This is a genomic window from Streptomyces pratensis, from assembly GCF_037137275.1.
GTDB lineage: Bacteria > Actinomycetota > Actinomycetes > Streptomycetales > Streptomycetaceae > Streptomyces > Streptomyces pratensis_B.
In genome coordinates, this window is sequence record NZ_JBBBEN010000052.1 from 130,827 (window position 1) to 144,806 (window position 13,980).

At 72.1% G+C, this 13,980-nt stretch carries 10 protein-coding genes; 9 read left to right on the forward strand and 1 reads right to left on the reverse strand.

The genetic code is table 11. The features are described 5' to 3' along the window. Nucleotides 1-527: 527 nt before the first annotated feature. From V9U70_RS02900 to V9U70_RS02910, 3 genes are all read left to right on the forward strand, one after another. A complete protein-coding gene (locus V9U70_RS02900; protein WP_336672826.1) occupies nucleotides 528-1,259 on the forward strand; it encodes a VIT1/CCC1 transporter family protein in 732 nt (243 codons plus the stop codon). Between the two features lie 425 nt (nucleotides 1,260-1,684). Continuing rightward, nucleotides 1,685-6,253: a glutamate synthase large subunit gene (gltB, locus tag V9U70_RS02905; protein WP_336672827.1), complete on the forward strand. Its 4,569-nt coding sequence runs from the start codon at nucleotides 1,685-1,687 to the stop codon at nucleotides 6,251-6,253. Further along, a complete protein-coding gene (locus V9U70_RS02910; RefSeq protein ID WP_336672828.1) occupies nucleotides 6,246-7,706 on the forward strand; it encodes a glutamate synthase subunit beta in 1,461 nt (486 codons plus the stop codon). The genes gltB and V9U70_RS02910 overlap by 8 nt, the downstream gene beginning before the upstream one ends. Nucleotides 7,707-7,924: 218 nt before the next feature. Here V9U70_RS02910 and V9U70_RS02915 read toward each other — a convergent pair whose 3' ends face one another. Beyond that, entirely contained in the window at nucleotides 7,925-8,836 is a 912-nt protein-coding gene (locus V9U70_RS02915; RefSeq protein ID WP_336672829.1) for a rhomboid family intramembrane serine protease, read from the reverse strand. Between the two features lie 168 nt (nucleotides 8,837-9,004). Between V9U70_RS02915 and V9U70_RS02920 the strand changes: the two genes are divergently transcribed. From V9U70_RS02920 to V9U70_RS02945, 6 genes are all read left to right on the forward strand, one after another. Continuing rightward, nucleotides 9,005-9,751 (forward strand): vWA domain-containing protein, encoded by a 747-nt coding sequence (locus V9U70_RS02920; protein WP_336672830.1) that lies wholly within the window; start codon nucleotides 9,005-9,007, stop codon nucleotides 9,749-9,751. Continuing rightward, entirely contained in the window at nucleotides 9,748-10,311 is a 564-nt protein-coding gene (locus V9U70_RS02925) for a HutD/Ves family protein (RefSeq protein ID WP_336672831.1), read from the forward strand. The genes V9U70_RS02920 and V9U70_RS02925 overlap by 4 nt, the downstream gene beginning before the upstream one ends. Nucleotides 10,312-10,356: 45 nt before the next feature. Further along, a complete protein-coding gene (locus V9U70_RS02930) occupies nucleotides 10,357-10,902 on the forward strand; it encodes a pyridoxamine 5'-phosphate oxidase family protein (protein ID WP_336672832.1) in 546 nt (181 codons plus the stop codon). A 97-nt stretch (nucleotides 10,903-10,999) separates the two neighbouring features. Further along, nucleotides 11,000-11,632 (forward strand): TetR/AcrR family transcriptional regulator, encoded by a 633-nt coding sequence (locus V9U70_RS02935; protein WP_336672833.1) that lies wholly within the window; start codon nucleotides 11,000-11,002, stop codon nucleotides 11,630-11,632. A gap of 263 nt (nucleotides 11,633-11,895) precedes the next feature. Further along, nucleotides 11,896-12,099 (forward strand): cold-shock protein, encoded by a 204-nt coding sequence (locus V9U70_RS02940; protein ID WP_003969786.1) that lies wholly within the window; start codon nucleotides 11,896-11,898, stop codon nucleotides 12,097-12,099. Between the two features lie 183 nt (nucleotides 12,100-12,282). Beyond that, complete coding sequence (locus tag V9U70_RS02945) at nucleotides 12,283-13,950, forward strand: DEAD/DEAH box helicase (RefSeq protein WP_336672834.1); 1,668 nt, start codon at nucleotides 12,283-12,285, stop codon at nucleotides 13,948-13,950. Nucleotides 13,951-13,980: the final 30 nt, after the last annotated feature.

Genomic DNA, 13,980 nt, shown 5'->3' on the forward strand with positions numbered 1-13,980 from the left:
CCCCGCGACCGTGCGCGTCCGGCGGCCATCGCCACCGCCGCGTCCGCGAGCCCGGTGCCCCGCGAGCCCCGTCCCCGGCGCGAGAGCCTCGCCGCCAGGTCGGATGCGGCCGCCGCGTCCGCTCAAGCCTTCCCCGCCCCGAGGCCTCGGTCCCGCTCTGGCGGGCGCGCGCCCCGAAGCGGCGGGCTTCCGCACGCCGGGAACCGCCGTCGGCCGCCCTCTCCGCCGCCCCGCCAGTCGCCGGTCCGGGGAGCCCGGTGCGGGCCCGGGCGCCTGCTGAGCCACGTCTAGGCGTCCGAGTCCCGCGGACGAGTCCAGGGCCCACCGACGAGGAGCGAAGGGCTGCTCGACGGGGTGGCGAGGAAGCTGAGCCTGGCCTGTCTCTGCAGGTCAGATGGGGTGGTAAGCCAGGCCTTGCTTGCTGGCGAGGGGTGTTTGCCCGGCGTACTTTGGACTGTGTCGAAAGTTGTACTCAGCAAGGTGCGGCGGGGTGACGGCCCGCCGGGGACAATGGGGAGAGCCGAGTCGTGGCCATCATCGAGACCGACGCCGTTCTGCACGAGGCGCATCGGGACAACCACACCCACCGGGACGTGAACGGCGGCTGGCTGCGTCCCGCCGTCTTCGGCGCGATGGACGGCCTGGTCTCCAACCTCGCCCTGATGACCGGCGTGGCGGGCGGCGCGGTCTCCCAGCAGACCATCGTGATCACCGGCCTGGCGGGCCTCGCGGCCGGCGCGTTCTCCATGGCGGCCGGCGAGTACACCTCGGTCGCCTCGCAGCGCGAACTGGTCGAGGCGGAGCTCGCCGTCGAGCGCCGGGAGCTGCGCAAGCACCCCCAGGACGAGATGACGGAGCTGGCCGCGCTCTACGAGTCCCGCGGGGTCGACCCCGCGCTGGCCGTCGAGGTCGCCCGGCAGCTGTCGCGCGACCCGGAACAGGCCCTGGAGATCCACGCCCGGGAGGAGCTGGGCATCGACCCGGGCGACCTGCCCTCGCCGCTCGTGGCCGCCGGTTCGTCGTTCGGCGCGTTCGCGCTGGGCGCGCTGCTGCCCGTCCTGCCGTACCTCCTCGGCGCGAGCGCCCTGTGGCCCGCGGTGCTGCTCGCGCTGGCCGGCCTGTTCGCCTGCGGCGCGGTCGTGGCCCGGGTGACGGCCCGCAGCTGGTGGTTCAGCGGACTGCGCCAGCTCGTCCTGGGCGGTACCGCCGCGGCGATGACGTACGGCCTGGGGACCCTGTTCGGCGTGGCCGTGGGATGACGCCGAAGGCGGGCGGCAGGGGCGGCCCCGCCGCCCGAACGGCTCAACGGCGCGGAAACCCGTGTGACATACGTCTTGGCGGCGGCCCCTGGGCGGGCCGGGCCCGCCGGACCTAAAATGGCGCCCTATGCAGGGCTGCACATAAGTAGCCGTTACTCGGTGGTTTCGATTCCTGTGACACCGGGCATGAGCCGTAGGCACCGCAGGCAACGACGCCTGCTCTCTGCGGAATCCCGGGCGCCGGCTCTCCGGCTGCGGCCCACCCCTTGGTCATCCGGTCACATCCGGTCACCATGGTGTCCGCATGTTGGAATCAGCCTTCCGCTTCTTGAGAAGCGCCTCATCATGTAACCTGCACGAAATTTCGCAGAGGGCCAACGTCGTCCCTCGGCACTGCACATGCCACGACGACGACGGGAGAGCCGATGCGTATCGACGCCTGGTCGCCCATGGACGGTCGCCCCGCCCAGCAGGGGATGTACGACCCCCGTAACGAGCACGACGCCTGTGGCGTCGGGTTCGTGGCCACTCTGACCGGTGTGGCCAGCCACGAGCTGGTCGAGCAGGCGCTGACCGTACTGCGCAACCTCGAACACCGCGGCGCCACCGGCTCCGAGCCCGACTCCGGCGACGGCGCCGGCATTCTCTGCCAGGTCCCGGACGCCTTTCTCCGCGCCGAGACCCCTTTCGAACTTCCCGCCGCCGGCTCCTACGCCGTCGGCATCGCCTTCCTCCCCGCCGAGGGCTCCAGCGAGGCGGTCCGCCGAATCGAGACGATCGCCACCCAGGAGGGCCTGAAGGTCCTCGGCTGGCGCGACGTCCCCGTCGCCCCAGAGCTCCTCGGCAACGGCGCCCGCGCCACGATGCCCGCGTTCCGCCAGATCTTCGTCGCCGACGGCGAGAGCGCCGGCGTCGTCCTGGACCGCAAGGCCTTCGTCCTGCGCAAGCGCGCCGAGCGTGAGGCCGGGGTGTACTTCCCCTCGCTCTCCGCCCGCACCATCGTCTACAAGGGCATGCTGACCACCGGGCAGCTGGAGCCGTTCTTCCCGGACCTCTCCGACCGCCGCTTCGCCACCACGGTCGCTCTGGTCCACTCCCGCTTCTCCACCAACACCTTCCCCAGCTGGCCGCTGGCCCACCCCTACCGCTTCGTCGCGCACAACGGCGAGATCAACACGGTCAAGGGCAACCGCAACTGGATGAAGGCCCGCGAGTCGCAGCTCGCCTCCAGCCTCTTCGGCAGCGAGCAGCTCGACCGGATCTTCCCCGTCTGCACCCCGGACGCCTCCGACTCGGCCTCCTTCGACGAGGTCCTGGAGCTGCTCCACCTCGGCGGACGCTCGCTGCCCCACTCGGTGCTGATGATGGTCCCGGAGGCGTGGGAGAACCACGACTCCATGGACCCGGCCCGGCGCGCGTTCTACCAGTACCACGCCACGATGATGGAGCCCTGGGACGGCCCGGCCTGCGTGACCTTCACCGACGGCGTCCAGGTCGGCGCGGTCCTCGACCGCAACGGCCTGCGCCCCGGGCGTTACTGGGTCACCGACGACGGCCTCGTCGTGCTCTCCTCCGAGGTCGGCGTCCTGGACATCGACCCCGCGAAGGTCGTCCGCAAGGGCCGCCTCCAGCCCGGCCGGATGTTCCTCGTCGACACCGCCGAGCACCGCATCATCGAGGACGACGAGATCAAGGCGTCGCTCGCCGCGGAGCAGCCCTACCAGGAGTGGCTGGAAACCGGCGTGATCGGCCTCGGCGACCTGCCGGAGCGCGAGCACATCGTGCACACCCACGCCTCGGTCACCCGCCGCCAGCAGACCTTCGGCTACACCGAGGAAGAGCTGCGCGTCATCCTCGCGCCGATGGCCCGCACCGCCGGCGAGCCCCTCGGCTCCATGGGCACGGACTCGCCGATCGCCGCGCTCTCCGAGCGACCCCGGCTGCTGTTCGACTACTTCACCCAGCTCTTCGCCCAGGTCACCAACCCGCCGCTGGACGCCATCCGCGAGGAGCTCGTCACCTCGCTGCGCTCCTCGCTCGGCCCCCAGGGCAACATCCTGGAGCCGACCGCCGCGGCCTGCCGCAGCGTCACGCTGCCCTTCCCGGTGATCGACAACGACGAGCTCGCCAAGCTGATACACATCAACGCCGACGGCGACATGCCGGGCATGAAGGCCGCCACCCTCGCCGGCCTCTACCGGGTCAGCGGCGGCGGCGAAGCCCTGGCCGCACGGATCGAGGAGATCTGCGCCGAGGTCGACGCCGCCATCGAGGACGGCGCCCGCCTCGTCGTCCTCTCCGACCGGCACTCCGACGCCGAGCACGCGCCGATCCCCTCGCTGCTGCTCACCTCCGCCGTCCACCACCACCTCATCCGCACCAAGCAGCGCACCCAGGTGGGCCTGCTCGTCGAGGCCGGCGACGTCCGCGAGGTCCACCACGTCGCCCTGCTGATCGGCTACGGCGCCGCCGCGGTCAACCCGTACCTCGCCATGGAGTCCGTCGAGGACCTGGTCCGCGCGGGCACGTTCATCGAGGACGTCGAGGCCGAGCAGGCCATCCGCAACCTGATCTACGCGCTGGGCAAGGGCGTCCTGAAGGTCATGTCCAAGATGGGCATCTCCACCGTCGCCTCCTACCGCGGCGCCCAGGTCTTCGAGGCCGTCGGCCTCGACGAGGCCTTCGTCGCCAAGTACTTCAACGGCACCGCCACCAAGATCGGCGGCGCCGGCCTGGACGTCATCGCCCAGGAGGTCGCCGCCCGGCACACCAAGGCCTACCCCGCCTCCGGCATCGCGGCCTCGCACCGCGCGCTGGAGATCGGCGGCGAGTACCAGTGGCGGCGCGAGGGCGAACCGCACCTGTTCGACCCGGAGACGGTCTTCCGCCTCCAGCACTCCACCCGCAACCGGCGCTACGACGTCTTCAAGCAGTACACGGACCGCGTGAACGAGCAGTCCGAGCGCCTGATGACGCTCCGCGGCCTCTTCGGCTTCACCTCCGACCGCACCCCGATCTCCATCGACGAGGTCGAGCCCGCCTCCGAGATCGTCAAGCGCTTCTCCACCGGCGCCATGTCCTACGGCTCGATCTCCCGCGAGGCGCACGAGACGCTCGCCATCGCGATGAACCAGCTCGGCGGCAAGTCCAACACCGGAGAGGGCGGCGAGGACCCGGACCGCCTGTACGACCCGGCGCGCCGCTCCTCCATCAAGCAGGTCGCCTCCGGCCGCTTCGGCGTGACCAGCGAATACCTGGTCAACGCGGACGACATCCAGATCAAGATGGCCCAGGGCGCCAAGCCGGGCGAGGGCGGCCAGCTGCCCGGCCACAAGGTCTACCCGTGGGTCGCCAAGACGCGTCACTCGACGCCCGGCGTCGGCCTCATCTCGCCGCCGCCGCACCACGACATCTACTCCATCGAGGACCTCGCCCAGCTGATCCACGACCTGAAGAACGCGAATCCGCAGGCACGGATTCACGTGAAGCTGGTCTCCGAGGTCGGCGTCGGCACGGTCGCCGCCGGTGTCTCCAAGGCACACGCGGACGTCGTCCTCATCTCCGGCCACGACGGCGGAACGGGCGCCTCCCCGCTCACCTCGCTCAAGCACGCGGGCGGCCCCTGGGAGCTCGGCCTCGCAGAGACCCAGCAGACGCTGCTGCTCAACGGCCTGCGCGACCGCATCGTCGTGCAGACCGACGGCCAGCTCAAGACCGGCCGCGACGTCGTCATCGCCGCACTGCTGGGTGCGGAGGAGTTCGGTTTCGCGACCGCGCCGCTCGTCGTCTCCGGCTGCGTCATGATGCGCGTCTGCCACCTGGACACCTGCCCGGTCGGCATCGCCACCCAGAACCCGGTCCTGCGGGACCGGTTCTCCGGCAAGGCCGAGTACATCGTCAACTTCTTCCAGTTCATCGCGGAGGAGGTCCGCGAGATCCTCGCCGAGCTGGGCTTCCGCACCATCGAGGAGGCCGTCGGCCACGCGGAGCTGCTAGACACGGACCGGGCCGTCACCCACTGGAAGGCGCAGGGCCTCGACCTCGCCCCGCTCTTCCACGTGCCCGAACTGCCCGAGGGCGCGGTCCGGCACCGCGCCGTCGAGCAGGACCACGGCCTGACGAAGGCGCTCGACAACCAGCTGATCAAGCTGGCCGCCGACGCGCTGGGCGCCGAGAGCGCCGAAGCCGCCCAGCCGGTCCGCGCCCAGGTGGCGATCCGCAACATCAACCGGACCGTCGGCACCATGCTCGGCCACGAGGTGACCAAGAAGTTCGGCGGCGCGGGCCTGCCCGAGAACACCGTCGACATCACCTTCACCGGCTCGGCCGGCCAGTCCTTCGGCGCTTTCGTGCCGCACGGTGTGACGCTGCGCCTGGAGGGCGACGCCAACGACTACGTCGGCAAGGGCCTCTCCGGCGGCCGGGTGATCGTCCGCCCGGACCGGGGCGCCGACCACCTCGCCGAGTACTCCACCATCGCCGGCAACACCATCGGCTACGGAGCCACCGGCGGAGAGATCTTCCTGCGGGGCCGCACCGGCGAGCGCTTCTGCGTCCGCAACTCCGGCGCGTTGGTCGTCTCCGAGGGCGTGGGCGACCACGGCTGCGAGTACATGACCGGCGGCCACGCCGTCGTCCTCGGCGAGACCGGCCGCAACTTCGCCGCCGGCATGTCGGGCGGTGTCGCCTACGTCATCGACCTGGACCGCGACAACGTCAACGTCGGCAACCTCGGCGCGATCGAGGAGCTGACCGAAGCCGACCAGCAGTGGCTGCACGACGTCGTGCGCCGCCACCAGGAGGAGACCGGCTCCACCGTCGCCGAGAAGCTCCTCGCCGAGTGGGACAGCGCCGACGGCGGCGTCACCCGCTTCAGCAAGATCATCCCGTCCACGTACAAGGCAGTGCTCGCCGCCAAGGACGCCGCTGAGCTCGCCGGTCTCTCCGAGCAGGAGACCACCGAGAAGATGATGGAGGCGGCGACCCATGGCTGACCCCAAGGGCTTTCTGACCACCGGACGCGAGGTCGCGCAGACCCGCCCCGTGGCCGAACGCGTCAAGGACTGGAACGAGGTCTACGTTCCGGGCTCGCTGCTCCCCATCATCAGCAAGCAGGCCGGCCGCTGCATGGACTGCGGCATCCCGTTCTGCCACAACGGCTGCCCGCTCGGAAACCTCATCCCCGAGTGGAACGACTACGCCTACCGCGAGGACTGGACCGCCGCCTCCGAGCGGCTGCACGCCACGAACAACTTCCCGGAGTTCACCGGGCGGCTGTGCCCGGCCCCCTGCGAGTCGGCGTGCGTACTCGGCATCAACCAGCCCGCCGTCACCATCAAGAACGTCGAAGTCTCCATCATCGACAAGGCCTGGGACAGCGGCGACGTCACCCCGCAGCCGCCCGAGCGGCTCTCCGGCAAGACCGTCGCGGTCATCGGCTCCGGCCCGGCGGGACTCGCCGCCGCCCAGCAGCTGACCCGGGCCGGCCACACGGTCGCCGTCTACGAGCGCGCGGACCGCATCGGCGGACTCCTGCGGTACGGCATCCCCGAGTTCAAGATGGAGAAGTCGCACATCAACCGCCGCATCGAGCAGATGCGCCTGGAGGGCACCAAGTTCCGTACGGAGGTGGAGATCGGCAAGGACATCGACGCCGCCAAGCTCCGCCGCCGCTACGACGCGGTGGTCGTCGCGGCCGGCGCCACCGTCTCCCGCGACCTGCCGGTGACCGGCCGCGAGCTGGGCGGCATCCACTTCGCGATGGAGTACCTGCCGCTCGCCAACAAGGTGCAGGAGGGGGACCTGACGGTCTCCCCGATCACCGCCCAGGGCAAGCACGTCGTCGTCATCGGCGGCGGCGACACCGGGGCGGACTGCGTCGGCACCGCCCACCGCCAGGGCGCGGCCTCCGTCACCCAGCTGGAGATCATGCCGAAGCCGGGCGAGGAGCGGGCCCCGGGCCAGCCGTGGCCCACCTTCCCGATGCTCTACAAGGTCACCTCCGCGCACGAGGAGGGCGGCGAGCGGGTCTACTCCGTCTCCACCACCCACTTCGAGGGCGACGAGGACGGCAACGTCGCGGCCCTCCACCTGGTCGAGGTCGAGTTCAAGGACGGTAAGCTGGAGCAGAAGCCCGGCACGGAGCGGCGCATCCCCGCGCAGCTCGTCACCCTCGCCATGGGCTTCACCGGTACCGACCAGTCCAACGGCCTGGTCCAGCAGTTCGGCCTGGAGCTCGACCAGCGCGGCAACGTCGCCCGCGACGAGCACTACGCGACCAACGTCGACGGCGTCTTCGTCGCCGGTGACGCGGGACGCGGCCAGTCGCTGATCGTCTGGGCGATCGCCGAGGGCCGCTCCGCCGCCCGCGGAGTGGACCGCTACCTGACCGGGAGCAGCGCCCTGCCGGCGCCCATCCGGCCGACGGACCGTTCCCTGCTGGTCTGACCCCCCCCGGGACCCCCCCCGGGCCGCGCGGCCCGGGGCGCGTCCCCCACCACACGTCCCGTACAACGGCGTACGGAACTGAACGCGGCGCCCGCCTGTCCCCGACCGGACCCGGTGGGCGCCGTGGCGCGTCCGGAGCCGGAAGGCCCCTGCCGCCCGCGCCGGGCGTGCGCCGAGACCCGCGCCGGGCCGTGTCCCCCAGGGCTCCGCCCGCCGCCTCACCCGCCCGTCAGAGCCGAGGTCTTCAGCACCACCGCGACGGCGAACAGCCCCACCAGCAGCAGCCCGGCCGCGAGCTGCGCCGGCCAGACCCGCAGCCGCGCCGGCGTGTAGGCGAGCCCGTACGTCACCAGCGCCCCGGTCAGCAGCCCGCCCAGATGCCCCTGCCACGAGGCGAACAGGGCCGAGAGCACCATCCAGAGCAGGAACCCGGCCATGAACCGGTTGACCGCCGCCATGTCGTGGCCCAGGCGCCGGCTGATCACCCAGTACGCCGCGGCGAGCCCGAAGACCGCGCCGGACGCGCCGACCGTCGAGGTGTCCGGGGCCAGCAGATACACCAGGACCGAACCGCCCACCGCGGCCAGCAGGTACAGCGCCAGGTAGCGGGCCCGGCCGAGCCGCCCCTCCACCGCCCGGCCGATGTTCCACAGCGCGAACATGTTGAAGACCAGGTGCATCACGCCGAACGAGGTGTCCGGCGGCAGATGCAGGAAGGCCCCCGTCACCAGCCGGTACCACTCACCGTCCGCGATGCCCGTCAGCTCGTACCCGGCGAACGTGTCGCCCCGGTAGTAGTACTGCTCGCCGTCCGGCCCGGTGAGCGCGGCCCCCAGCACCGCGAACCGGTCCACCAGCCCGGGCCGCAGCACCTCGCCGACGTAGGCCAGGGCGTTGAGCGCCATCAGCACGTAGGTCACCACCGGGGCGGTCGCCCCGCCCGCCGCCCCGCCGAAGACCGTGCGGGCCTGCCGCACCGACCGCCGGCCCTCCGCCACGCACTCCACGCAGTGATGGCCGACAGCGGCCTCCCGCATGCAGTCGGGGCAGATGTAGCGGTCGCAGCGGGTGCAGCGCACATACGCCTCGCAGGACGGGTGGCGGTAACACGCGGTGGCGGCGGCCTCCATGGCCGGCTCCTTCACTCCAGTGCGTCACGGGGCCGGTGGGGGCGGCGGCGCTCAAGATAGCGAACCCCGCGAGGACGGCCCGGCCCGGGGTCTCGCGGCGCCCCGGGACCCGGCGCGGACGATAGGCCCTAAGCTCGAAGTCCGCAGACCGCTAAACGGGGGGCCGCCATGCACGGTGCGCACGTGGCCGAGGGGCGAGGGGCCATCAGCCTGAGCAAGGTGCGGGAGCGTGCCCCGGGCCTGGTCAGCCTGTACAAGAACGCCGGGGCCTCACTGGAGCGACGCGGCCTCAGCGGCCTGCGGGCAGCCGTCTACCTCGTCCTCGACCGCTCCGGCTCGATGAGGAGCTATTACAAGGACGGCAGCGTCCAGGCACTGGCCGATCAGGTCCTGGGCCTGTCGGCCCACCTCGACGACGACGGCCGGGTGCCCGTCGTCCTCTTCTCCACCGACATCGACGCCGTCGCCGAGATCGCCCTGGACGATCACCGCGGCCGGATCGACGCCATCGTGGCGGGTCTCGGGCACATGGGGCGGACCAGCTACCACGTGGCCATGGACGCGGTCATCGACCACTACCTCGACAGCGGCTCCACCGAGCCCGCCCTGGTCGTCTTCCAGACGGACGGCGGTCCGGTCAGCAAGCACGCCGCGGAACGCTACCTCTGCAAGGCGGCCGAGCTGCCGCTCTTCTGGCAGTTCGTCGGCTTCGGCAACACCCGAAGCAACCAGTTCGACTTCCTGCGCAAGCTCGACGAACTCGCCGTCCCCGCCGCACGGCCCGTCGACAACGCGGGCTACTTCCACGCCGGAACCGACCCCCGCACGGTCCCGGACGCCGAGCTGTACGACCGGCTGCTCGCCGAGTTCCCGCAGTGGCTGGCCGCCGCGCGGGCCCGGGGGATCGTCCGATGACGGTACGGGTCCTGCGCGCTGCCGACCGCCCGCCGAAGCCCTGGCGGAACGGCGGCGGGCTCACCCGGGAGATCGCCGCCTTCCCCGAGGGCGCCGGGGCGGACGGGTTCGACTGGCGGGTGAGCCTCGCGGACGTCACGGCCGACGGCCCGTTCTCCTCCTTCCCGGGCGTGGACCGCACCCTGACCGTGGTCGAGGGCGCGGGGATGGACCTCGTCGTCGGCGGCGAGCACCACATCGTCGACGAGCCGCTGTGGCCGCACGACTTCCCCGGCGACCTGCCGACCGACGGCTTCCTGCTCGGCGGGCCCGTCGTCAACCTCAACGTCATGCGCCGCCGGGACCGCGCGCGGGCGGAGACCGCCGTCGTCTGCGGCACCGTGCGGCTCCTGCCGCCCCCGGGCGGCACGGTCCTGGCCGTCTCCCTGGACGACGGGGCGGTGCTGGAGGACGCGGACATCCGCCTGGAGCGCTACGACGCGGTGCTGGCGGCGGGGGAGTCGCCGGGCGTGCTGCGGACGATGGGCCAGGCGGTGGTGATCACTTTCCCGGACGGGTGAGCCCCCGCTCCATCCGGACAGAAGGTGTCGGGTATCCGGTGTTCGATGACGCGCATGACGTCTTTCGCCCCCGAACCCCCCTCCGCGCTCTCCGCCGTCTCCTGGGACGGTTTCGCCGCCGCGGAGCCCGCGTTCGCCGACACCGTGCGCCGGCGCTTCCAGCTCTACCGGCACCACGTCCTGGCCACCCTCCGGAAGGACGGCTCGCCCCGGGTCACCGGCCTGGAGACCGACTTCCGTTTCGGGGAGCTGCTGCTGGGCATGATGCCGAACTCCCGCAAGGCCCAGGACCTGGGGCGCGACGCACGCTTCGCGCTCCAGGCCAACCCCGGCCCCGACGCCGAGATGGCCGATGGCGACGTCCGCGTCAGCGGCCGGGCCGTGGAGATCACGGACCCGGCGACCCTCGCCCGGTTCGTCGAGGAGGCGAGCCCTCCGGAGCCGTTCCACCTCTTCCGGGCGGAGGTGACCGAAGTGGTCCGCACCGGGCTCGACGGTGAGGCGCTGGTCATCCAGTCCTGGCGTCCCGGGCGCCCGTTGCGCACCGTGCGCCGTACCGGCGACGCCGCCCCGCCGACCGAGGTGGGCTGAACCGCCGTGCGGGCTCGCGGGCCCGGCCGGGNNNCCCGCGACACCGCGGCCGCCTCCACGCCGGTGGCAGTCCGGCCGCAGGACGGACAATGGGCGGGTGCCTACCAAGAAGAAGCCCCAGGCGACCCCCACCCCCGAGCGGAGGCGTGAACTCCTGGCCGTCGCCGCCGAGGTCTTCGCCGCCCGGGGATACAACGCCACCACCGTCCGCCGGATCGCGGACGAGGCGGGGATGCTCGCGGGCAGCCTCTACTACCACTTCGACTCCAAGGAGGCGATGGTCGACGAGATCCTCGCTGCCTTCGTCGACGAGCTGGGGCAGGGCTACGACACGGTCCTGCGGGCCGGCCTCGGCCCCCGCGAGACCGTCGAGGCCCTGGTCGCCGAGTCCTTCCGGGAGATCGACCGGCACCGCCCCGCCGTCGCCATCTACCAGAAGGAGGCCCAGCACCTCGCCTCCCAGCCGCGCTTCGCCTACCTCCTGGAGGCGCAGGCGAAGTTCGAGAGGGCCTGGCTCGGCGCCCTGGAGCGCGGTGTCGCGGAGAAGGCCTTCCGCGACGACCTCGACACCGCGCTCGCCTACCGCTTCGTCCGGGACACCGTCTGGGCCGCGGCCTCCTGGTACCGGCCCGGCGGCCCCCACAGCCCCGAGCAGATCACCCGCCAGTACCTCTCGATGGTGCTCGACGGGATCGCCGTGCGGGCCGCGCCACCGCACGAGCGGCTCTGAGAACCGCCCGTACACCGGCCGTACCCCCTCTGGGCAGCCGACCTTCCCCTCGGGAAGCACGGAGCGATCCACCGCTCCGGGGGAGGACGTGCTACGGTGTTCCCGTTGCAGTTTTGGTACCCATGAACTTTATGTGCGCCTGACGGGAATGCTTCCTCAGGCGCATTATTGTTTTCCGGCTTTCTCCGGATGGGGCTCAATGCGGCGACTTGGAATCCGTAAAGTGCGGATTTCCGGCACTGCACCTCTTTTAGGAGAATGACATGGCTACTGGAACCGTGAAGTGGTTCAACTCGGAAAAGGGCTTTGGCTTCATCGAGCAGGACGGCGGCGGCGCCGACGTCTTCGCCCACTACTCCAACATCGCCACCTCGGGCTTCCGTGAGCTCCAGGAGGGCCAGAAGGTCTCCTTCGACGTCACGCAGGGCCAGAAGGGCCCGCAGGCGGAGAACATCGTCCCGGCCTGATCGCCGGACGCGTACCTCGCTGACCGGGGCCCGCACCGTCAAGGTGCGGGCCCCGGTTTGTGCTGTCCGAGCAACAGCCCGTTTCGTGCGCACGTCCTGGGGGCGCACCACAGACGGCCGGGCGGCACATCGTATGTCCCATTCGGCAGTTGCCCAGGAATCCCCCCAGGAGGGCAATTCCCCATGACCCGCTCCGAACACCAGGACCGCAACCCCCGCTCCCGTCCGGCCCGAGGCCGCGGCCAGGGCGCGGCCCAGGCCCCGTCGAACGGCAGGGGCGCCCCTCGCGGCAAGGCCCCGGCCCGCCGCCGTGCTCTCCCGCCGCAGGGCGAGTTCGCCGTACCGGAGACCAAGACCCCGGCGCTTCCGGCCGTGGCGGCCTTCGCCGACCTCGACATGCCCGCCGCGCTGCTGAAGACCCTCACCGCGCAGGGCGTCACCGAACCGTTCCCGATCCAGGGCGCGACCCTGCCGAACTCGCTGGCCGGCCGGGACATCCTCGGCCGCGGCCGCACCGGCTCCGGCAAGACGCTCGCCTTCGGTCTGGCCCTGCTGGCCCGCACCGCCGGACGCCGCAGCGAGCCACGCGCACCGCTCGCCCTCGTCCTCGTCCCGACCCGTGAACTGGCCCAGCAGGTCACCGACGCGCTCACCCCGTACGCGACCTCCGTGAACCTGCGGCTCGCCACCGTCGTCGGCGGCATGTCGATCACCAGGCAGTCCGCTGCCCTGCGGCGCGGCGCCGAAGTTCTCGTCGCCACCCCGGGCCGGCTCAAGGACCTCATCGAGCGCGGCGACTGCCGGCTCGACGAGGTCGCCATCACCGTCCTCGACGAGGCCGACCAGATGGCCGACATGGGCTTCATGCCGCAGGTCGTCGCGCTGCTCAAGCAGGTCGAGGCGGACGGTCAGCGGATGCTGTTCTCGGCGACCCTGGACAAGAACATCGACCGGCTCGTCAAGATGTTCCTCACCGACCCGGTCGTGCACTCCGTCGACCCGTCCGCCGGTGCGGTCACCACGATGGAGCACCACGTGCTCCACGTCCTGGACGAGACCGACAAGAAGGCCGTCGCCACGAAGATCGCCGCCCGTGAGGGCCGGGTGATCATGTTCGTCGACACCAAGCGCGCCGCCGACCGCTTCGCCAAGCGGCTGCTCGCCAGCGGTGTACGGGCGGCCGCCCTGCACGGCGGGCGCTCCCAGCCGCAGCGCAACCGGACCCTGGACCAGTTCAAGACCGGTGAGGTCACCGCGCTCGTCGCGACGAACGTCGCGGCGCGCGGCATCCATGTCGACGACCTCGACCTGGTCGTCAACGTGGACCCGCCCACCGACCACAAGGACTACCTGCACCGCGGCGGGCGCACCGCGCGCGCGGGGGAGTCCGGCAGCGTCGTCACGCTGGTGCTGCCGGAGGAGAAGCGGGAGATGACCCGGCTGATGCAGGACGCGGGCATCGCGCCGCGCACCACGCGGGTCACCTCCAGCGACGCGGAGCTGTCCCGCATCACGGGGGCGCGCGAGCCGTCGGGCGTAGCGATCGTCATCGAGGCGCCCCAGCCGACCCCGCCGAAGCAGCGGACCCGGTCGGGCGGCGCCGCCTCCGGCGCGGGCAACGGCGGCACCGTCCGCTCCGGCAGCCGGGGTCGCGGGCGGCGCGGCGGGAGCGGTACGGGTGCTTCCGGCGGTTTTGCCCAGAGCGGCGGCGAGGCGCGGGGTACGGGCCGGTCCGGCGGCTCGGCGCGCGGCGGCGCCGGGCGCTCGGGCGGCGAGCCCCGGGGCGCGGGCCGCTCCGGCGCGGGCCGCGGTGGAGCGGGCGCGGGGACGCGGGGGCGTCGGGCCGCCTGAGCGCGTTGGGCGGCGGCCGCGGCCGCCGCC